The sequence below is a fragment of the Akkermansia sp. BCRC 18949 genome, assembly GCF_045011645.1.
Lineage (GTDB): Bacteria > Verrucomicrobiota > Verrucomicrobiia > Verrucomicrobiales > Akkermansiaceae > Akkermansia > Akkermansia massiliensis.
Window position 1 is genome coordinate 84,700 of the sequence record NZ_CP123619.1, and the last position, 20,426, is coordinate 105,125.

General features: G+C 58.3%; 21 protein-coding genes and 1 tRNA gene. 11 read left to right on the plus strand and 11 right to left on the minus strand.

Annotation, left to right across the window (positions count from 1 at the left end; genetic code table 11):
• The first annotated feature begins 248 nt into the window (after positions 1 to 248).
• Positions 249 to 905: a PEP-CTERM sorting domain-containing protein gene (locus P8A25_RS00290; protein ID WP_180971121.1), complete on the plus strand. Its 657-nt coding sequence runs from the start codon at positions 249 to 251 to the stop codon at positions 903 to 905.
• Between the two features lie 110 nt (positions 906 to 1,015).
• On the opposite strand, the gene P8A25_RS00295 is transcribed toward P8A25_RS00290, so the two are convergent.
• The 4 genes from P8A25_RS00295 to leuB all read right to left on the minus strand — a co-directional run bounded on the left by P8A25_RS00295 (position 1,016) and on the right by leuB (position 5,864).
• Positions 1,016 to 2,551, minus strand: coding sequence for a YifB family Mg chelatase-like AAA ATPase (locus tag P8A25_RS00295; RefSeq protein WP_215442890.1), 1,536 nt, complete (start codon positions 2,549 to 2,551; stop codon positions 1,016 to 1,018).
• 73 nt (positions 2,552 to 2,624) lie between these two features.
• Positions 2,625 to 3,500 (minus strand): rhomboid family intramembrane serine protease, encoded by an 876-nt coding sequence (locus tag P8A25_RS00300; protein ID WP_215442888.1) that lies wholly within the window; start codon positions 3,498 to 3,500, stop codon positions 2,625 to 2,627.
• Between the two features lie 84 nt (positions 3,501 to 3,584).
• Positions 3,585 to 4,625 (minus strand): FAD-dependent oxidoreductase, encoded by a 1,041-nt coding sequence (locus P8A25_RS00305; RefSeq protein WP_215442886.1) that lies wholly within the window; start codon positions 4,623 to 4,625, stop codon positions 3,585 to 3,587.
• Between the two features lie 129 nt (positions 4,626 to 4,754).
• A complete protein-coding gene (gene leuB / locus P8A25_RS00310; RefSeq protein ID WP_215442884.1) occupies positions 4,755 to 5,864 on the minus strand; it encodes a 3-isopropylmalate dehydrogenase in 1,110 nt (369 codons plus the stop codon).
• A 165-nt stretch (positions 5,865 to 6,029) separates the two neighbouring features.
• Between leuB and P8A25_RS00315 the strand changes: the two genes are divergently transcribed.
• The 6 genes from P8A25_RS00315 to P8A25_RS00340 all read left to right on the plus strand — a co-directional run bounded on the left by P8A25_RS00315 (position 6,030) and on the right by P8A25_RS00340 (position 9,932).
• Positions 6,030 to 6,104, plus strand: a tRNA-Asn gene (locus tag P8A25_RS00315).
• Positions 6,105 to 6,797: 693 nt separating this feature from the next.
• Positions 6,798 to 7,007 carry a hypothetical protein gene (locus P8A25_RS00320; protein ID WP_102721629.1) on the plus strand — a complete coding sequence of 70 codons (210 nt, stop codon included), beginning with the start codon at positions 6,798 to 6,800 and terminating at the stop codon, positions 7,005 to 7,007.
• Complete coding sequence (locus tag P8A25_RS00325; protein WP_102721628.1) at positions 7,004 to 8,299, plus strand: phosphoadenosine phosphosulfate reductase; 1,296 nt, start codon at positions 7,004 to 7,006, stop codon at positions 8,297 to 8,299. The genes P8A25_RS00320 and P8A25_RS00325 overlap by 4 nt, the downstream gene beginning before the upstream one ends.
• The gene (locus tag P8A25_RS00330) at positions 8,296 to 8,811 is read left to right on the plus strand and encodes a ParB/RepB/Spo0J family partition protein (protein ID WP_022396438.1); all 516 of its coding nucleotides are present in this window, start codon (positions 8,296 to 8,298) and stop codon (positions 8,809 to 8,811) included. The genes P8A25_RS00325 and P8A25_RS00330 overlap by 4 nt, the downstream gene beginning before the upstream one ends.
• 17 nt (positions 8,812 to 8,828) lie before the next feature.
• Positions 8,829 to 9,023, plus strand: coding sequence for a hypothetical protein (locus P8A25_RS00335; RefSeq protein ID WP_102721627.1), 195 nt, complete (start codon positions 8,829 to 8,831; stop codon positions 9,021 to 9,023).
• A gap of 279 nt (positions 9,024 to 9,302) precedes the next feature.
• On the plus strand, positions 9,303 to 9,932 hold the full coding sequence (locus P8A25_RS00340; protein WP_215442882.1) for a thermonuclease family protein: 630 nt from the start codon (positions 9,303 to 9,305) through the stop codon (positions 9,930 to 9,932).
• Between the two features lie 58 nt (positions 9,933 to 9,990).
• Here the strand turns inward: P8A25_RS00340 and P8A25_RS00345 are convergent, their stop codons facing one another.
• Entirely contained in the window at positions 9,991 to 11,013 is a 1,023-nt protein-coding gene (locus P8A25_RS00345; protein WP_102721625.1) for an alginate lyase family protein, read from the minus strand.
• 193 nt (positions 11,014 to 11,206) lie between these two features.
• Here P8A25_RS00345 and P8A25_RS00350 point away from each other — a divergent pair, with 193 nt between their 5' ends.
• From P8A25_RS00350 to feoB, 3 genes are read left to right on the plus strand one after another with little or no spacing between them, the layout of a single operon-like run.
• The gene (locus P8A25_RS00350; protein ID WP_022396434.1) at positions 11,207 to 11,863 is read left to right on the plus strand and encodes a metal-dependent transcriptional regulator; all 657 of its coding nucleotides are present in this window, start codon (positions 11,207 to 11,209) and stop codon (positions 11,861 to 11,863) included.
• Between the two features lie 28 nt (positions 11,864 to 11,891).
• Positions 11,892 to 12,116: a FeoA family protein gene (locus tag P8A25_RS00355; protein ID WP_102721624.1), complete on the plus strand. Its 225-nt coding sequence runs from the start codon at positions 11,892 to 11,894 to the stop codon at positions 12,114 to 12,116.
• A complete protein-coding gene (gene feoB / locus P8A25_RS00360) occupies positions 12,113 to 14,266 on the plus strand; it encodes a ferrous iron transport protein B (protein WP_215442880.1) in 2,154 nt (717 codons plus the stop codon). The genes P8A25_RS00355 and feoB overlap by 4 nt, the downstream gene beginning before the upstream one ends.
• 144 nt (positions 14,267 to 14,410) lie before the next feature.
• On the opposite strand, the gene P8A25_RS00365 is transcribed toward feoB, so the two are convergent.
• The 5 genes from P8A25_RS00365 to P8A25_RS00385 all read right to left on the minus strand — a co-directional run bounded on the left by P8A25_RS00365 (position 14,411) and on the right by P8A25_RS00385 (position 18,244).
• Positions 14,411 to 15,310: an SDR family oxidoreductase gene (locus P8A25_RS00365; RefSeq protein ID WP_251828002.1), complete on the minus strand. Its 900-nt coding sequence runs from the start codon at positions 15,308 to 15,310 to the stop codon at positions 14,411 to 14,413.
• 409 nt (positions 15,311 to 15,719) lie between these two features.
• Entirely contained in the window at positions 15,720 to 16,286 is a 567-nt protein-coding gene (locus P8A25_RS00370) for a chromate transporter (protein WP_102721622.1), read from the minus strand.
• Positions 16,283 to 16,852 carry a chromate transporter gene (locus tag P8A25_RS00375; protein ID WP_102727899.1) on the minus strand — a complete coding sequence of 190 codons (570 nt, stop codon included), beginning with the start codon at positions 16,850 to 16,852 and terminating at the stop codon, positions 16,283 to 16,285. Before P8A25_RS00375 ends, P8A25_RS00370 begins: the two co-directional genes overlap by 4 nt.
• Before the next feature lie 381 nt (positions 16,853 to 17,233).
• Positions 17,234 to 17,470, minus strand: coding sequence for a hypothetical protein (locus P8A25_RS00380; protein ID WP_146021054.1), 237 nt, complete (start codon positions 17,468 to 17,470; stop codon positions 17,234 to 17,236).
• Positions 17,471 to 17,602: 132 nt separating this feature from the next.
• Positions 17,603 to 18,244 carry a hypothetical protein gene (locus tag P8A25_RS00385; protein WP_215442879.1) on the minus strand — a complete coding sequence of 214 codons (642 nt, stop codon included), beginning with the start codon at positions 18,242 to 18,244 and terminating at the stop codon, positions 17,603 to 17,605.
• Positions 18,245 to 18,422: 178 nt separating this feature from the next.
• Between P8A25_RS00385 and P8A25_RS00390 the strand changes: the two genes are divergently transcribed.
• Positions 18,423 to 18,890 (plus strand): acyl-CoA thioesterase, encoded by a 468-nt coding sequence (locus tag P8A25_RS00390; RefSeq protein ID WP_022396427.1) that lies wholly within the window; start codon positions 18,423 to 18,425, stop codon positions 18,888 to 18,890.
• 28 nt (positions 18,891 to 18,918) lie between these two features.
• On the opposite strand, the gene P8A25_RS00395 is transcribed toward P8A25_RS00390, so the two are convergent.
• A complete protein-coding gene (locus P8A25_RS00395; protein WP_022396426.1) occupies positions 18,919 to 20,328 on the minus strand; it encodes a DHA2 family efflux MFS transporter permease subunit in 1,410 nt (469 codons plus the stop codon).
• Between the last annotated feature and the right edge of the window lie 98 nt (positions 20,329 to 20,426).

The window sequence follows — 20,426 nt, forward strand, 5'->3', positions numbered from 1 at the left end:
CTTATTCCAAAGTTTAATTCCACGTAAAACAGGTATTTTAATAGGGTTATAAAGAAAAATCCAGCAACGGCGCATTACGGGGAACGGCTCGGCCATTCAACCTCAAGAAGATGCGCCAGATTTCAGAAAAATCTGAAAAATTCAAAGACTTTTCTTCTTAAATGTAAATTGACACACCATAATAAATTTATTATGGTGTGTAACTTATGAAAAATAGATATTGTGCTGTATTAATAAGTTGCGCCAGTGTGCTGGCTGCAAATGCTGCTACCATCATTGCCGAACTGCCCGAATCAGCCAATCTGTCGCAAACCGCGACCATGGCGCCGCAAACGGGAAACCAGCTGCTGGATAAAGTAAAAGGCCGTGAATTTGGCGTCTATGCGGGAGGCAATAACAACAGCCTGGCCAACTGGCCCCAGAATGGGGAGGGAACCTGGGTCAACCATGATGACGTCGGTTCCATCATCCTGTGCGGCAGAAGCGGCGTGGCCGGAGACTCCTTTGCCATGGTGCTGGGCGGCCCCCGGCAGGGAGAGCTTGTTTCCTCCATCATCTTTTCCTGTGACACGCCCACCTCCGTCATCACGAGCTACACCATGGTGCTGGCGATTTACGACTCCGCCGGAACGTTGGTCCGGAACCTTTCCACCGTGGAAAGCTTTACCTTTGATTCCACTTCAAGAACGACGACCGTTTCCCTGGACATGGCGGATTCTCCCCTGGCGTGGGGGGAAGGATACAAGCTGGTTGCCGGAGTGCGCGGCGGCGCGGGCGGCGCCACCTCCCCCTATACGCTTGCCAACATCCAGGTATCCTATGAAACCGTTCCGGAACCGGCTACCGCATCTCTGGGAATGCTTGGCCTAGGAGCCCTCGTCTTCCGGCGTTCCCGGAACCGGTGAGCGGTACACTTTTCAATCGGGAAGGAGGCGACCTGAAAAACGCCTCCTTTCCTTTTTCCGTTCGGAAAAGGCACGCTTTGGCATGGCGTAACGCGGCATTCCGGAATGGTTCATTCCCGGAGAGAATGTTCAAAGGCCCGGTACTGTACGGCCTCATACAAATGGGAATCCTGAATATCAGGGCTGCCCTCCAGATCCGCTATGGTGCGGGCCACCTTCAGAATGCGGTCGTAGGCTCTGGCGGAAAGGGCCAGTTCTTCCACGGCGCGGAGCAGGATGGCGCGGCTTTCCGGCAGCAGGCGGCAATGCCTCTGGAGTGCTTTTCCGGAAAGTGCCGCATTGCTGCGGAAGGGAGTGCCCGCATATCTGCTGCACTGGAGCTGCCGGGCGGCCATCACGCGTTCCCTGATGCCGGCGGAACATTCCCCGGCGGGTGCGGAGGCCAGAATAGAGGGGTCCACGGCGGGAACTTCCATCAGCAAGTCGAACCGGTCCAGAAGCGGTCCTGAAATCTTGCGGCGGTAGCGTGCGACCTGCACCGGGGGACAGGTGCAGGTTCTTCTCCTGTCGCCCAGATAGCCGCAGGGGCACGGATTCATGGCGGCTGCCAGCATGAAGCGGCACGGAAACGTCATGGTGCCGGAAGCGCGGGAAATGACCACCTGGCCGGATTCCAGCGGTTGCCGCAGAGTTTCCAGCGCGGCGCGGCGGAACTCCGGCAATTCGTCCAGAAAGAGCACGCCGTTGTGGGCCAGGGACACTTCCCCCGGCGTGATATTCGCTCCTCCGCCCATCAGCCCGGCATCGGAAATGGTATGGTGCGGAGCCCGGAACGGACGCCGGGCCACCAGGCCGTTTCCCCGTTTCAGCAGTCCGCATACGGAATGGATTTTACTGGTTTCCAGAGCTTCCTCCGGATTCAGCGGAGGGAGAATGGTCGGGAGCCTCTGCGCCAGCATGGACTTGCCCGAACCCGGAGAACCGCAGAGAAGGATGTTATGGCCGCCTGCCGCCGCAATCTCCATGGCGCGGCGCGCATAGGGCTGCCCCTTGATCTCGTCGAAGTCAACGGCAGCCTCCTTGTCTTCGGCCTCCCGGTCCTCTCTTCCGGAAGCCGTGAAGGGAGGGGGCAGAACGGAGGAGGTAAGGAGTGCCCACGCCTCCTTCAGAGAAGCCACGGGGTAAATCTCCACGCCCTGCACGGGCGTTCCTTCGTGCGCGTTAGCACGTGGCAGCATGATGTGCTTCCTGCCCATGCGCCGCGCCTCCATAATCTGCGGCAGAATGCCCTGCACGGGGCGTACGGCGCCATCCAGGGCCAATTCCCCCACGATGCACCAGGAAGAAGCGTCCATGTCCCTTTCCGCCGCTCCGGCGACCATTCCCAGGGCGATGGGGAGGTCAAACCCCGGTCCCTGCTTCCTTAAATCCGCCGGAGCCAGATTGACGACGAAAACGCCCTGCTGGAAGGGCAGCCCGCTGTTCTGGATGGCCGTATCCACGCGCTGCCCGCTCTCCTTCACGGCCGCATCAGGCAGCCCCACGATAAAGGTGCGTTTTTCCGCCATGGGGCGAAAATCCACTTCCACCTCCACTTCTACGCCATCCACGCCCAGAACGGTGGAGGAATACAGCCGCGTCATCATTCCTCCATGCTAGGAGGAAATAATGAAAAAGAAAGAAAAATAACAAAAATACGAGGAATATCTAACAAATAATTCAACGGCGGGAGGCGCGCCGGAGAACTTCCCGTTCCTCTTCCGTCAGGCTGGACAGGCCGGAGCGGGATATTTTTTCCATGATTTCATCCACCTCCTCTTCGGAGGGATGGTTACCGGCGGGGCGGCGTGCGGAGTGCGAGGTGGAATGGTGGGAGGAAGAAACGACCCGCCGCCTGGGAGAGGACAGTTTTTCCTTCCATAGGATCAGCAATGTCAGGATGAACCCGGCGAACATGCCGCCCAGGTGTCCGGCTTCCCCGCCCGCGTTGTTCCACTGGAAAATAATGACGGCGCAGGCGATGCCGAGGACGGCCAGGGCGAACTGGCGCACGCTCAAATTGACCGGAGGGAACAGAAGCTGCACCCGGGCGCGCGGAAAAAGCACCGCACACGCGGCCATGATGCCGTAAATGGAGCCGGAGGCCCCCACCATGGGAATGAAGCGCCATTCCGGATCAAAGAACCCCATGTACCCCAGCAGGGAGGAAAACAGGGCCGCCGCCACGCCGCAGAAAAGATAATACAGCAGGAAGCGCAGATGGCCGAAGCGTTCCTCCACGACCGGCCCGAAAAACCACAGGGCGATCATGTTGAACATGATGTGCCCCAGATTGGCGTGCAGGAACTGGTAGGTAAACAACCGCCACAGTTCCCCTTCATGAAAGCACGTGTATTCACTGTAGGCCCCGTAAAGCTGGATCAGGTCCAGACGGCCCGGCGGGTAAATATCCCGTGGAATATCCACCTGGAAGAAAAACCCGAGGATAAAGACGACCACATTGAGCAGGATCAGCCAGTGCACCATCACGGCGCCGCGCTGGTCAAACAAATGCTCCCGTACCGTATCTCCCAAGTTCTCGTTCTCCGCTCGCATATAAGGCCGCATGTAATCGTGTTCAGGGCGTTTTGACAAGGAAAATAGCTGTCCCGTTCAAGGAAGTACGGGAACCGCGCCGCATTATTTCCATAGCGCGGCGGGCAGCAGGTCCGGCGGCAGTTCCGCCCCGTGCACAAGATGTTCCGCCAGCTGGGCCGCGGCCCACGGGGAAGTGGTCACTCCCTTGCTGCCCAGTCCGGAGAAGACGAACTGGCCGTTCAGGCCGGGAATGGGCCCGGCGACGGGCTGGCTGCGCCGGATGATGGGGCGCACGGCGGCTCGGGCGCGGAGGAAGCCCGTCTCCCCGGAATAGCGTTTGACGAGGTCCAGCATCAATTCCTGGACGGCGGGGGCTTCCGGAATGCCGGGAGCGTCCCATGCCCACGCGTAAGTGGCGCCGAAGCGCCAGAAAGAACCGTTGTGAACCAGCCAGTGGCCGAAGTGCAGGATGCCGGCGTGCCAGTCCAGCTCCTTCAGGTCCAGGTCCAGAATAGTGCCCTTGGAAGGGCGTCCCTTCAAGGGAGTCATGTCCGGGTGGCATCCGGCTTCCCAGCCGGTGCACCAGGCTATATGGGAAAACGTCTGGCCGTTCCAATGGAAAAGGCCGTTTTCATCCGGACGGATATCCGCGGGGGACACGTCCGCTTCCACAAAACGGCCCTGTTTCGTGAAAAACCTCCGCATGGCGTTGACCATGTCCTCCACGTGCAGCACGGCGGAGCCGCGCGTATAGGCGGCTTTTCCGCGGCCTTCCCAGTGTTCAGGCCATGGGAAAAGGGGGCCCGCATAGGCGCAGGACTCCGGGGCCGTCTGGCGTTCCTGCCAGACTTCCAGTTGGTCCTCCGTTTCCAGTTCCCGGAAAATAGGGGTCTTCTGCCACCAGGAGCCGCCCAGTTCCCGTTCCGTCTCCGGATAAAAGGCCTCCGCTGCGGACAGGCATTCCTCCTGCCGCCAGCCGGGGCGGAAGGCCCGGCCCGTCAGGGGATTCACCAATCCAGCCGCCACCCGGGAGGCCGTTTCCGCGATGGGGCGGTCCGCAATCGTGAAATCCGCGCCGCGGCGTTTCAACTCCCACGCCAGGCAGCTGCCGGCGATTCCCTGGCCAATGATAAGAACGTTCATGATAGGTGGATGAAGAACCGGAGAAATCCGGAAGTGAGGGAAAAACAGAGGAGCAGTCCAGCCTTCCTCCGGAAGGAAAAATGCCCCGCAGGGGATGGAAGCGCCTGCGGAGCCGGAAAAACGGCCCTTTTACAGAGCTGCGATGATGGCATCCCCCATTTCCGCCGTATTCACGCGGATTTCTCCGGGAGCGCCCGTAGCCAGGTCGCCCGTGCGGCAGCCCTGGTCAATCACGCGGCGGACGGCGGCGTCAATGGCGTCTGCCGCGGCTTTTTCTCCCAGGGAGTAGCGCAGCAGCATGGAGAGGGAAAGAATCTGGGCGATCGGGTTCGCAATGCCCTTGCCGGCAATGTCCGGGGCGGAACCGCCGGAGGGCTCGTAAAGGCCGAAGAACAGGCCGTTGTCCTGTGCGCCCTGGCACAGGCTGGCGCTGGGCAGCATGCCCAGGGAGCCGCAAATCATGGCCATTTCATCGGAAAGAATATCTCCGAACAGGTTCTCCGTCACCAGCACGTCAAACTGGCGGGGATTGCGCACCAGCTGCATGGCGGCATTGTCCACGTACATGTGGAGCAGTTCCACGTCCGGATAATCCCTGGAAACCTCAATCATCGTCTCGCGCCACAGCAGGGAATTGGTCAGCACGTTGGCCTTGTCCACGCTGGTGACGCGCTTGCGGCGCCCTCGCGCGGCCTCGAACGCCACTTTGGCGATGCGCACCATCTCGCTCTTGTGGTAGCGCATGGTATCCACGACGACTTCGTCGTCCCCCTCCTGTTCGCGGAAACGGGGCTGGCCGAAGTACAGGCCGCCGGTCAGTTCCCGGACGCATAAAATGTCAAAACCGCCTTCGATCAATTCATTCTTGATGGGAGAGGCGTGGGTCAGGGCAGGCAGGCATACGCCCGGGCGCAGATTGGCGTACAGGCCGAAATGCTTTCTCAGCGGCAGCAGGGCGCCGCGCTCCGGCTGTTCATTGGCGGGAAGGTGCTCCCACTTGGGGCCGCCTACGGAGCCGAACAGGACGGCGTCCGCCTCTTCACAGGCTCGGATGGTCTCTTCCGGAAGGGCCTTGCCGCAATGGTCGATCCCCGCGCCGCCCACAAAAGCCTCCTTGCGGCTCACGGTAAATCCAAACTTGGAACTTACGGCGTCCAGAACCTTCAGGGCCTCCGCCATGACCTCGGGCCCGATGCCGTCGCCGGCCAGAACAGCAATATGATGGTGATGTTCACTCATGTCGCTGAAAGTCTGGGCATTCTCCCCTCAAAGGTCAAGAAGCACCGTTGGCATGCCCACGCCGCGGAAGCCTTTTTGCGTCAAAAAGCCTACAGAAACAAAAAAGTACTTGCCAAACGCCTGTGCCTCCAGTAAAAATCCCTCCGCGCTCCATGGAACGCAAACTCCCCTGTAGCTCAGCGGTAGAGCGGGTGACTGTTAATCACTAGGTCGTTGGTTCGAGCCCAACCGGGGGAGCCATTAATTTTCTAACCCTCACAAGTGCAACTGCTTGTGAGGGTTGTTTTTTGCCCGGTTCAGGGTGGAAAAGGCAGAATTCATGCGAAATCGGCCGTGAATCATAGTGAAGCATGATTTTAATTCCGTCTTGGCATGAAATTGGCGTGCCGGAGGGCATCATGAAACGCTGAAGGCGAACCTGGCAACTTGCTCAAAGCGTGACTGGCAGAGCCGTATTCCGCCAGGCTTCCGGGCTTTTGAAAAAGAAAGGCCAGATATCTTTCCTTCAATAGGGAACAGCAGGCTGCCTCGCCAATCTGAAAAATGCGGACGCAGGATGGCGCTTGGGAAAAACGTTCGTGACGAGAGACCGGGCATAACGCCGTCATCGCAGAATTTGTCCATTCAACGTGACGCCCAAGGATGTAATTGCTCCTGCATCTCCAGGCTCAGGGCCGTGATTCCCATAGCGGAACATTGATGCTGAAAATAATGCGGACGCTCCGGAGAAGTGGGGGCGGCCATGCCTCCATGGACGCGGAACTTCTGGAATGGCGTTACTCGCTAAAAAGCATAGGTATTTTGAGAAGAAGGCGAATGGAAATAAAATTACTGAAATAATTGCAGTAAAAGCATTGACCTGCTATAATAATTGAGTAGGTTGGCGTTGTTGCAGGAAAACAGCGAACAATCACCTACTGCGTATTTTAAAACATGGAAAAACATGATGTTATTTACTTATGCGGGCATAAAGGCGTTGCAGCCCTGTTTGGAAAAGCATGGGATATCCCTATCGACTGCAAGCCACTAAAAGAACTTCAGGAAAAATACATGGCCTCCGTCAATAGTATCCGTGCCGGCGTATTTCCGCCCGGCAGGGAATTGACGATGGGTGACGGAAGAAAGGCTCTGGAAGAATTGTGAAAACCTACCTGGACAAAAACGTCTATGAAGCGGCCCTGGAGCGCATAGCCTATTGCTTCCAGGAGTTTGACAATGTTCTGGTGGCCTTCTCGGGCGGCAAGGACAGCGGCGTCCTGCTCAATCTGTGCTACAATTACGCCGACGAACACGGTTTGCTGGACAAGCTGACCATGTACCACCTTGATTATGAGGCCCAGTACCAGATGACGACCGAGTATGTGACCCGGACGTTCCTGGAACAGTTCCCGGGCATCCGTAAAATGTGGTACTGCGTGCCGATCAAGGCCCAGTCGGCATGCGCCCTGGGGGAACCTTACTGGACGCCGTGGGACGCCGCCAAAAAAAAACTGTGGGTGCGGGCCATGCCGGAAAATCCCTATGTGGTTCACGAAGGGAATCTGGACGTTCCATTCCGGCACGGCATGGTGGACTACGAATTCCAGGACAAGCTCTCGCGCCATTTTGCCAAAAAGCGCGGCACCACCGCCGTCATGGTGGGGCTGCGGGCGGATGAAAGCCTCAACAGGTACGCGGCCGTGGCGCGCGGTAAAAAAAGGAGATCCTACGAGGGCAGGAAGTGGATTACGCAGACCAGTGCCGTGACGGCCAACGTTTACCCTCTCTATGACTGGCGCGTCAGCGATATTTGGACGGCCACCGCCCGCTTTGGTTTTGACTACAACCGTCTCTATGACCTCTTGTACCAGGCGGGCCTTACTGCCGGGCAGATGCGGGTGGCAAGCCCGTTCAACGACTGTGCCCAGGAAAGCCTGAAGCTCTACAAAGTGATCGATCCCTCCAACTGGGCGCGCATGATCGGCCGGGTCAACGGCGTCAATTTTACGGGCCTGTACGGAGGCACGACGGCCATGGGCTGGAAAACCATCAAGCTGCCGCCCGGCCATACCTGGAAATCGTATTATGAATTCCTGCTTTCCACGATGGATGCGAGGACGGCGGCCCACTACAACAACATCCTGGAAAAATCCAAAAGGTACTGGATGCAGGGGGGAACCGTCGATCCCGGAACCGCCGATGAAGTGCTGGCGGCCTACCCGCTGGCTGCCGTGACGGGAAAATCGGGCCGCTACGATGGACGCGATATCGTTCAATTCATGGGTTATCCCGACGACATGCCCGTCAGCAATTTCCGGCAGGTGCCCTCTTACAAGCGCATGTGCATCTGCATCATGAAAAATGACTATTTCTGCAGATATGCCGGATTCAGTCCAACCAAGGGAGCGATTGCCCGGCGCCGTGCCGCCGTCAACAAATACCGCAACATTTCATGAACCCCCCCTATCAATCCCCCGTTTATCAAATCCGGCGTGTTCCGCTGGACCAAATCCGCTCCAATGCCTATAACCCGAACAGTGTGGCGCCGCCTGAAATGAAGCTGCTCTACCAGAGCATCAAGGAGGACGGCTACACGATGCCGATTGTCTGCTATCAACTGGAGGACGGCACCTATGAAATCGTTGACGGCTTCCACCGCTGCCAGATCATGAAAACTTACCGCGACATCTACGAACGGGAGGATGGCATGATGCCGGTGGCCGTTATCGACAAGCCTCTTGGAAACCGCATGGCCTCCACCATCAGGCACAACCGTGCCCGCGGGTCTCACAATATCGGACTGATGACCAGCATTATCCAGGAACTGACGGAAGCGGGCATGTCGGATGCGTGGATACTCAAAAACCTCGGCATGGATGCGGAGGAATTGTTGCGCCTCAAGCAGCTCAGCGGCATTGCGGCCCTGTTCCGGGACGGAGAATTCAGCCGGGCGTGGGAATCGAAATAACGTCAACCCGGGAAACCATGAACAAATATGTCACTCAACTGCTGGAAGTCATCCAGAAGAAAACGGGCTGTGACACGAGCAGCGCCGTGCGCTGGCTGGCGGAACAGGCCGGAGTATCCGAAAGAACAGCCTGGAACTGGAAACAGCAGGAAAAGTTGAGGAAGGCAACGGAAAAGAACCTCGGCAGAATTGCCGAGGAATTGAAGAAGTGAACAGGGTTCCGTGTTTCATCCTGCTGAATGCCGCCGGGCATCCGGTTCCCTGCTGGACGCGCGGTTTTCTCAAGCGGTTTCATGGGTAACTGCATGAAACTTCCTGTTATCCTTAAGCCGGCAGCGGAATGCAGGCTTTTCCGCGCGGAGCAGTGATGCAGTCTGGCCTATCAATGCTCCGGCCAGGTTCGGAATAGGTTCAGGGGTTGCGGTGTGGTGTGCCGGGAAGCGCAATGAACGTTCTGGAACCTCATGTTCCAACGGTGCTGCCATGGATGTTTGTTTTCATTTGCGACCGGACGGACGGTGCGGGAAAGACTTTCTCCAAAGAATGATTGCTTGTTGCAATTTTTTGAATTATATCATTTTTTTATGAGATGGCTGCTGGTTTTCCTGATGAGCTCTTGCATGGCTTTTGGTGAAAGTATCAGGGGAGTTGTGATTAACGTGATTGACGGCGATACCATTACTCTCCTGGAAAAAACGCCCGAACAGAAGCGGACCTGCCGGATACGGCTTGAAGGAATTGATACGCCGGAAAGGGGGCAAAACGGGTATGAAGGAGCCAAGGAGTATCTGGAAAAGCTGATTTGGGGAGAGACGGTTACAGTCAAGTACAGCCAGCATGACAGGTACGGCCGTATTTTGGGGGAAGTCTGGTATGGAAAGGTGTTCGTCAATGAGGAGTTGGTGAAGGATGGATGGGCGTGGATCTATAAAAAATTTTCCGCCAGCCGGAAACTCGCTTCCCTTGAAGCGGAGGCCAGGAAGTCCAAAAAAGGCCTTTGGGCGGAGCCGAATCCCATCCCGCCGTGGGAATGGAAAGCCGCGAAGAGAAGGGAAGATGCCGCCGGAATGTTCCTTACTGAACAGGTTTCCCGGGAAAACGTCTCTTTCCGGGTGCCGTGATGTTGCCGAACAAGGGGTATTCCAATGAATCAAAGGCAATTTTAATAGCTGCCGTTGTTCAAGGGCGGTCCTGTTTTTCCTTATCCGGCCGGGACGGTTCAAAGATGGCGGGAAGCGGGGTTCCTGCCCTGGAGCCTTTCCAGGGCCACGCTTCCGGATGGGTACGGAACGGCAGGAGATAGTCCGCAGCTTTCTGGATGGAAGCCCCGGCGGCCGTTTTCCGGTAACGGTAGTTTTTATCTCCCATGCGTTCCGCAATTTGCACGAGGTAGCCCCAGGCCTGAAGGGTGTAAACACTGTATTGCCATGGTTCCGCCCGCTTGAGTTCTTCCGGCTGGGAACCGTCGGGGGCAATGTGGCGGTCCATGTTGGCGAAGGCTTCCGCCAGCCATTGGCGCGCTTCGTTGTCGCGGCCCAGAAAGTGAGCCAGATGGGCGCATTGCGCCACATAGAACAGGTAATGGTTGTTGCTGCGCGTATGCGCATGCCTGCCCTGCCTGCTGGTGGCCAGCCATGCGTAGTACTGGTTCAGCCACGCGTCCACCCGCTTCCATTCCTCTTTTGTCAAGGCCCCGGAGCGTTTCAACGCCGCCAGGGCATCCAGAAAATCGGGCATGCGGTAAAGGTCTATGATGCCGCCTCCGTCGCCTTCCGTCCGGTGTCCGGGGCGGATCTGGGCGTATTTCAGGTGGGGCTGCATGCGGGTTGCCGGAGCAATGAACCAGGCTCTCAGCCATTCCCCGGCACGGGAAGCGGCTCGCGGGTCCCTGTTGAGTTCGTACTGGCGTCCCAGGCTGCAAACCGTACCGATAAAAGCGGCCATCTTGCCGCTGTCGTCCATGCTGCGGAGCCGTTGGTTCTTTTTGCCGTCAATGGGCTTGTAGGGGCCTTCCGGATTGGCGGGGTCAGGCCAGTAGTAGAGGGCATAGCTGACGTATTCATTAGCCTGCGCCTTTTCTCCGAACAGGCTTTTTTTCTCTCCAAGGGTGATGACGGGAGCATCCAGCGGGCCGCCATGCGCCGTGGGAAGGAGCAGGGCCGTTAAAAGAAGAAAAGACAGAGCAGTGCCGCCGAAGGACATGCCTTATTCAAGCAGGAACTTTCTGCGGGGACAACCGGGAAATGAAGGAATGCGCCTAATTCCTTTTCAAAGCCGTTCCCTGCCGTTTGCGTAATGGAAAAAAATGGCTCTGCTGACACGGGAGAGGCTTTTTTGTTTGAGCGAAATATCATTTTGTTAGGTATACCTTATAACGAAGGAGATCATCAGAGCCATGACCAGCAGCCGTGAAGATTATTTGAAAGCGATCGCCGAGCTCCAGCGGAGCAGGGAGAGGGTCGGCAACAGGCATATTGCTGATTATCTGGGCGTTTCTGCCGCTTCCGTCAGCGAGATTATCCGGAAGATGGAGAAGGAAGGCCTGGTGGAGAGCATGGAAAGACGCTCCATCCGCCTGACGCGGAAGGGAGAGGAAGCCGCCATGCAGCTGGTGCGCATTCACCGGCTGTGGGAGGTTTTCCTGGTGGAACATCTCGGGTATTCGTGGGGGGACGTTCATGAAGAGGCGGAGAAGCTGGAACATGCGGCTTCCCCCCGCTTGATGGAAAAACTGGACCGTTTTCTCGGTTATCCGGAGATGTGCCCCCACGGAAGGAGGATTCCGGGGAGGGAGGACGGGCCGCTGCCGGAAGGGCCGCTTTCCCGCCTGTCCGACATCCCGGCAGGGATTCCGGCCGTAATCAGGCGCGTTCCCGAATCGAAAGAGCTGCTGGAGCTTCTCACCTCCCTGGGCATTCATCTTCATGAAACGGTAGCCCTGATGGAGGCGGAAGCGCACAGCGGAGCGTTTCTGGTGAAGGCGGAAGAAGGACAGCGGCTGGAATTGCCTGCCGCCGCCGCTGACGCCATCCTCGTGGAAGTTTCTGCATGAACAATTAATGGAAAGGAGAAAACTAACAATGACATTGAACCAGTTGCCTGAAGGGGAGACCGCCAGGATTGAGTCTCTCGGGATGGAAGGCCGTTTGAGACGGCGGTTGATGGATATAGGCATGATTCCCGGCACCCGGGTGGAATGCCTGGAACGGGGGCCGTTCGGAGACCCCGTCGCTTTTCTTGTGCGCGGAACGGTCATGGCGTTCAGGTCTTCCGATCTGGAAATGATTACCGTTAAGTCCGCGTGAAATCAGCCATGGAAGGAGAACGGGTGAGGCTGGACAGCGGAACGGAGAAGGGCGGATCTTCCGGCGCGGCGGAAGAACGCATGCCCGTCGTGGCCCTGGCGGGCGCTCCCAACGTGGGAAAGAGCACGGTGTTCAATGCGCTGACGGGGCTGAGGCAGCATACCGGGAACTGGCCCGGCAAGACGGTCGTCCGCGCGGAAGGCATTGTGGGGCGCGGTCCCCGGGAGTACCTTTTGGTGGATACGCCGGGCACGTATTCTCTGCTGGCCTGTTCTTCGGATGAAGAGGCGGCACGGGATTTCATTTGTTTCGGTGACGCGGATGCCGTCATTGTCGTCTGTTCCGCCACCAATCTGGAACGGGATTTGAACCTGGCCCTCCAGGTGATGGAAACGACGGGAAATGTAGTGGTCTGCGTCAATTTAATGGATGAGGCCCGGCGGAAGGGCATCCGCATCGACTGCCCGCTTTTGGAAAAACGCCTGGGAGTTCCCGTGGTTCCGGCATCGGCGGCGAAAGGTGAAGGCCTGGACGTTCTGGCTGATACGGTGCAGCGGATGGCGTGGTCCGGAAAGAGGCGGCCCCCCCTCCGGCTGCCCTATGGGGAGCACGTGGAACCGTGGCTGGCGCGTTTGGAAATGTTGGCCGGGCGTCTTCCGTGGCGCGGTTTGTCGCCCCGCTGGGCAGCCGTCAAGCTGCTGGAAGGGGACGAAGGAACGCTGCGGCTTCTGGAGCAGTACGCGGGAACCGGTTTGAGAGAGGAGAAGGAGGTGCAGGAGATTCTCCGTGAGGCCGCCGCCGCGGAGGCCGGTTCTTCAGGCAGTTCTTTTGGCGACCGCGTGGCGGCGGTATTCGTGGAACAGGCGGAACGCCTGTGCAGGGGAGTGGTCGCTTTGCCGGACGGAGGGGGGCTGGGGCGCGACAGGCGCATCGACAAGGTGCTGATGGGGCGGTGGACGGCTTATCCCCTGATGTTCGCCCTGATGGTGCTGATTTTCTGGATCACCATCGTGGGGGCGAATTATCCTTCCCAATGGCTGGCCGACCTGCTTGGAAAAGGCCAGGAGGCGCTGACGGACCTGTTCCGCCTGGCGCATGCTCCGGAATGGCTGCACGGCGTGCTGGTGCTGGGCGTTTACCGCGTGGTGGCGTGGGTCGTGTCCGTCATGCTGCCGCCCATGGCCATCTTTTTCCCCCTCTTCACGCTGCTGGAGGATTCCGGTTATCTGCCCCGCGTGGCGTTCAACATGGACAAGGTGTTCCAGAAGTGCTGCGGCTGCGGCAAGCAGGCGCTGACCATGTGCATGGGGTTCGGCTGCAATGCCGCGGGCATCACCGGATGCCGGATTATCGATTCCCCCCGGGAACGGCTCGTAGCCATTTTGACGAATAATTTCGTCCCCTGCAACGGCAGGTTCCCAACGCTGATTGCCCTCATGACCATGTTTTTTGCGGGGACGGTGGCGTCCGGGTTGCAGCCGCTGGCTTCCGTGACGGGCCTGGTGCTGCTGATCGGGCTGGGCGTGGGAATGACGTTTGCGATAACGGCCCTCCTGTCCCATACGATTCTCAAGGGAACTCCGTCTTCCTTTACCCTGGAACTGCCCCCCTACCGCAAGCCCCAGATCGGCCGCGTGATCGTCCGCTCCTTTCTGGACAGAACCCTGGCGGTCCTGTGGCGCGCGGTAATGGTGGCGGCTCCGGCGGGAATCGTCATCTGGCTGATGGCGAATATCCGTGTTGGAGACTCCAGCCTGCTTGTCCACGGCACGCAGTGGCTGGACCCCGCCGGGCGGCTGATGGGTCTGGACGGCGTGATTCTGATGGCGTTCATCCTCGGCATTCCGGCCAATGAAATCGTTTTCCCCCTCATCATCATGGGTTACCTGGCTTCCGACAACATGATGGACATGGACGATATGAACGAGCTGAAGTCCCTCCTGACCAATAACGGTTGGACCTGGGTGACGGCGTTGTGCACCATGCTGTTTTCCCTGATGCACTGGCCGTGTTCAACGGCTCTTCTCACCGTCCGCAAGGAGACGGGCAAATGGAAGTGGGCTGTTCTTGCCTTCGCCATTCCGACGGCCTGCGGCGTCGTGATGTGCCTTCTGGTGGCGGGAACGGCGCGCCTGCTGGGGTTTGCCTGACGGATGAATGGAGTTCATGCTTCCGCGGAGGGATGATGGCGGCAAAAGTTTCCCTTTCCGGGAGTCCGGAAAGGGAACGGGCCATGGTTCCGGGTTTGCCGGGCAGGCAGCATGAAGCCTTTTCCCGGGCCGCGGATTTCCGTATCAGGCCAGATGCATGCCGCCGGTGACGCCGAAGACTTCCGCAGTGATGAAGCTGGATTCCTGAGAGGCGAGGAAGACGTACAGGCCGGAGAGCTCCACGGGCTGTCCGGCCCGCTTGAGGGGCGTTTTCTGCCCGAATTCCGGCAGGTCCTTCTGCAACTGGCCTCCGGTCACTTGCAGAGCCGTCCAGATGGGGCCGGGAGCTACCACGTTCACCCGGATGCCCTTGGAGGCTACCTGCTTGGCCAGGGCGCGGCTGAAGGCGATGATGGCCGCTTTCGTGGAGGCATAGTCCACCAGGTTCTTGCCGGGCTGGTAGGCCTGGATGGAAGAACACGTGATGATGCTCGCTCCCGGCTTGAGGTACGGAAGGGCTTCCTTGGCAATCCAGAACAGGGAGAAAACATTCACTTCAAATGTCTTAGTCAATTGCTCCGTGGTAATGTCCTGAATGTCCTCCACCGCTACCTGCTTGCCGGCCACCAGGGCCAGAATGTCCAGGCCGCCAAGTTTTTCCAGAGCGTCCCTGACGAGTTTTTGACAGAAGGCTTCATCGCTGAGGTCGCCCGGCAGCAGAACGGCGTTCCGCCCTTCCTTCCTGATGAGCTCCGCCACTTCCTCGGCATCGCTCTGTTCTTCGGGAAGGTAGTTCAGGGCTACGTCGGCTCCTTCGCGTGCATACGCAATGGCGGCCGCACGGCCTATGCCTGAATCTCCCCCCGTGACCAGGGCCTTCCGTCCACGGAGCTTGCCGCAGCCATGATAGCTTTGTTCTCCGGCGTCCGGCACGGGTTCCATTTCGGACTGGAGCCCGGGAGCTTTCTGCTGCTGTTTTTCATACCCTTCCTGGCGGAATTCGTCGCGCGGGTCCTGCATTTCGTGAATGTCTTTAGTACTCATTTTTTCATCAGTCATGTTTTGGCGTGAAACTGCCGGGAGAAGGAAGGCGCCGCCCGCCATGCGTAAGATAGCTGGCTGCGTCCCTTTCTCCGGTGTTCCGCATTTCCTATCCGTGATGACCGGGATTTGGATGGCCTGTTCAAGGGAAGACATGCTTTTATTTCAGCATGTCATTGATATTCACTTATATAGGATTATTCTGAATGTTATTTCCATTGATCCTGATAGAGCCGTTCATTCACTGGTCTTCCTTGAATCCTGTTGAATTTCTCCAATCCGTTTTCGGGAAAAGCCGCTATATTGTGCTGATGAACCCGCTTGATGATCAAATGATTTGATCCTTTCATCCTATTTGCGCCGAGGGAGGGCGGGAACCTTCCTCCGTTTTTCAGCGCGTCCGCGCCGGATTTCAGGACAGTCCGTAAATGAAGTATCCGGCCACTCCCGTCAGGGTCATCAGCAGGATGGGGTTCATTTTCCATTTCCGCAGGACGAACAGGGCCGCGCCGAACAGGAGAATGCTCGGGAAGTCCACTTCCGCGATGGCGTGCCAGTCAAAGGTGCCGCAGAAGGTCAGCAGCAGGATGGTGCCGCCCGCGGACATGATCAGGCCCACGGAAGCCGCTTTCAGCCCTTCCAGCACCCCGGAAACATAAGCGGATTTTTTATGCCTTTGGAAGAAAAGGTGCAGCAGCAGCGCCGCCGCCACGCCGGGAATGATGCAGCCCAGGGTGGCCGCCACGGCGCCGGGAATGCCGGCGATTTGCAGCCCGACGAAGGTAGAGGTGTTGATGGCCAGAGGGCCTGGCGTCATCTGGGAAATCGTGATGATATCGGTAAAAACCTTCTGGGTAATCCAGCCCTGGTGAATGACCACCTGGTCCCGGATCATCGGGATGACGGCGTAGCCGCCTCCGATGCTGAACGCTCCGATCTGGAGAAAGACGCTGAAAAGCTGCCATAATGCCTGAGTCATCCGGCCCTCCTTCCCAGCGTTTTCCGGACGTGCCACAGGCTCAGGAGGCAGCACACGGCCAGAATGGCGGCGATGTTGGCGTGAAAGGCGAAGCTGGCGAGGAACGCGCCCGGAACCAGCGCGTTCAGCAGGGCGGATTTTCTGCGCAGGATCATCTGCCACATGTCCACGACTATGTCCACAATGAGGGCCGCCACGCCTGCCTGCATTCCCCGGAGGACCGCTTCCACGGCGGGATTGGAACTGAAGGCGTCATACCAGACGGTGATGATGGAAAGAATGACCAGCGGCGGGATGATGGCGCCCAGGCAGCTGCAAATGACTCCGGCCATGCCTGCGGTGCGGTGCCCCGCCAGCGCGGAGAGGTTGACGGCAATGGCTCCGGGCGTGGATTGCGCGATGGCGGCCATGGAGAGAAGCTCCTCTTTGGAAAACAGCCGTTTTTTCCAGACAAAGTATTTATTGATCATCGGCACGACAATGTAGCCGCCCCCGAACGTGAATGCCCCGATAAAGAGGTTGATCCAGAAGAGCCAAAGGCATTTTTTCACTTTTTCTCCGGTCATGGCGTTTAAAGAGGAAGGAATGGCGTTCCGGGTATTCCGCCTTTGCGGGAAATTCGGCAGCCGTTGTCCGGGAAAAGGCGGCTGAACGCCGCGCCGTTCCCGTTTTCCCGGAATAAGGGGTGGAGGGATTCTATCACAGGCGGCGGTGGAAGGCCATGCCATTACATGGATAAAGGGGAGAAAAGAGGTGAAGGTCTGCCTCTTTTATAAGTGGGGGGGACAATTGCGGAGCTTCCCGCGGCGCGCAGCAGGCGGCGGAACAAAAAAAGTCCGGCAGGTTTTACCCTGCCGGATGGCAAAGAATCAAGGGAGCCGGGGGAGAAAGCCATCTTTCCCGGCTTGTTTCCAGGCGCAAGAAAAAAGGAATGCAAGAAGCCGGAGTCAGCTTTTTTCCTGTTCCAGCTCCGCTTTCCGGGCCAGGATTTTTTTCATGACGGCGTGGCGGTCTCCTTCCGGGATTTCCACGGGATTGCCGCGGTAGTCACTGGTCATGGCGGCCAGGGCGCCCCCTACATGATGCATGTTGAAAATCGGCAGTTTCCAGGTGGAGGGCTTTTCCGGGTCGGGAACATAGGCGAAGTCGGAAGCGGGATGTTCCTCCCCGTCCACTTTTTTCATTTTGGGTTCATGGTCGCGGTCCATAAGGAATGGACAACCGTCCTTGCGGGCCATTGTAAAAAAGGCCGGGATAAGACGCACAAATTCAACCGTCCGGTGTAAAAGCGGCTTGTCCCGGCGCATTTTTATTTTTTATGGAGCCTTTTGTTCCAGCGGTTTCAGGGGAGCCAGCTTCAGGTTCACCATCCCTCCCGTAAAATAATAGACGGGGGTTTTTCTTCCCGGCACGTCCAAGGGAGCCCTTGCCATTTTGGATTCTCCAAAAAGCGTGTCGTCCACCTTCAATCCGAAGCGCTTGAAGGTTTCCCTGCAGGGGGCGAGCAGTTTTTCCTCCCGTACCAGCCTCACGCAGACGCTCATGTAATGGCCGTCCTTTTTGGAGACACGGCTTTTCCCCTCCCTCGCCAGCTGCTTGAATTTTTCCTGGACGTCCTTTGCCCGCCCCAGGGAAGGCGTGGAAAAGCAAGTGATTTTTTCCAGCGGCATTCCCCTGGCCTGCTGTTCTTCCAGGAATTGCTCCAGGGCCGCCAGGTAATCCTGCAGCATGTAGTCTTTGGGATAAGGGAAGGAACTGTCCCGTAACACGCAGGTAGCTTCTCCGCCGGGATGGGTATATTCCCTCAGCGTGAATTTGAATTGAGGCGCCTTTTTTTCTTTTCCCTCATTTTGAATGGAAGGGGAGGTTCCGGAGTCTGTTGTATCAGCCATGGAAACCGGCACGGCCAGCAGGGAAAGGGAGACGAGGGCAATGGGCGGGGAAGGAGGAATCCGCATGGTTCCTTTTAAACTGATAACACATCTATCGTCAATACTTTATTGTCCTGCGAAAACGTATTCCCCTTTCTTGGAGGAATCCTCCGGGGCTGTCCGCCTTCCGTTTCCGCGTTTTGCTCTTTACAAGAGGGCCGGGATAGATGAGCATGAGCCCGTTAATTTATAATTGTTCTTATTTATGGAAAATACATACCACCATACCCAGCTTCCGGAGGGACGCATTCCCGCCCTGCGCGTGGAACCGATGCCTGCGGACACCAATCAGAGCGGGGAAGTGTTCGGCGGCTGGGTGATGAGCCAGGTGGACCTGGCGGGAGCCAATACGGCCATGCGTTATGCGTTGAGCCGCTACATCGTGACGCGTGCAGTCAGCAGCCTGACGTTTGAAGCTCCCGTGCTGGTGGGCGATGTGGTTTCCTTTTATACGGAGATTATCAAGGTGGGGCGCACCTCCGTCACCGTAAAGGTGGAGGTGTATGCGGAACGCCTGACGAAGCTCTGCAATAATATTGCCAAGATTACGGAGGCGGAGCTGGTTTACGTGGCCCTGGGGGCGGACAAGAAGCCGATTACCCTGGAAGAGTCCCGCGCCCAGTTCGCGCAGTGCTGCTCCCTTGAAACGGGGGACAGCGTTTCCTGTTCCTGAACAGAGGCGGGGGCCGCGTTCCCGCGCGTCAGGCCGCTTTTTTCCGCCTGCGGGTGATGCCCTTGTTTTTATCCACCAGGGCGAAGATGAAGGAGCTGGCCGCGGCAATGGCGCCGATGGTGACGAAGGTGGCGTGGAAGGCGGCTTCCACGGCCTTTCCGGAAGTGGCTGAATGGCCGCCGAAGCTGTCCAGCAGCAGGGAGGCCGCGGCAATGCTGACGGCGATGGAGAGCTGCATGATGGTGGAGAGCAGGGAGTTGCCGCTGCTGGCGTCCGCGTTGGGGAGGTCAATCAGCGTCAGGGTGTTCATGCAGGTGAATTGAATGGAGTTGGCCGCGCCCAGCAGGGCGAGCATGCCCAGCAGGGTGAGTTCGTGGGTGCCGGGGCTGATGAAGTAGAAGGCGGCCAGCAGCGTCCCGATGGTAAAGGTATTGACGACCATGATGTTCCGGTAGCCGAATTTGCCGAGCAGGCGCGGCGCGACCGTTTTTGCCAGCAGGTTGCTCAGCGCCAGGGGAATCAGGGACATGCCGGACTGGAGGGCGGAGTAACCCAGCACCACTTGGAAGAAGAGCGGAATCAAGTACGGCAGGCAGCTTCCCCCCAGGCGGCAGACGATGTTGCCGGCGATGCCGATGGCGAAGTTCCTGATGCGGAACAGGGAGGGGCTGAAGATGGGCGCCTTTGAACGGAACGCCAGCACCCAGTACAGGAGCTGGAACACGCCTCCGGCGGACAGGAGCAGGGCCATGCGCGTCTTGTCGGCTGCGCCTCCTGCGGTGGAGAGGCCCATGGTGACCAGCACGGCGGAGGAGGAGAAGAGGAAGAAGCCCGCCCAGTCGAATTTCTGTTCCCGGACCGCTTTAAGGTCCGGCATCAGTTTCCAGGTGGCCCACAGGCCTGCGATGCCCACCGGAATGTTGATCAGGAAGATCCAGTGCCAGGAGGCGTACTGGACGATGATGCCGCCCAGCACCGGCCCCAGGAGAGGCCCCAGCAGCGCCGGAATCGTCACGATGTTCAGAACGTTGACGAACATGGAGCGCGGATAGGAGCGCAGGACGACCAGACGCCCTACGGGCATCAGGAAGGCCCCCCCGATTCCCTGGATGACGCGGCACGCCGTCATCATGGCGACGGAGGTGGAGAGGGCGCACAGCAGGGACCCCGCGGAGAAAACGGAGATGGCGAAGAGAAAAGTGCGGCGCGAGCCCAGCTTGTCGGATATCCATCCGGAGGCCGGTATCAGGACGCAGACGGTAAGCATGTAGGCCGTCACCAGGGAGTGAAGCTGCAGCGGGTGGCTGTTGAAGCTGCGGGCGATGGTGGGGATGGCCGTGTTCAGGATGGTGGCATCCAGCATCTGCATGAAGAATGCCGATGCCACAAGAAAGGGCAGGTAGCGCAGCGCTTTGGAGGATGTCGGCAGTTTTTCCATGGAAGACCGCCGCCAGTATCCGGCTGGGCCGCGCCGGGGGCAAGGCAGATGTTTGTCCCGGCGCTCCCGTTGTTTTCCGGGCGCCCCGGAACCGCCGT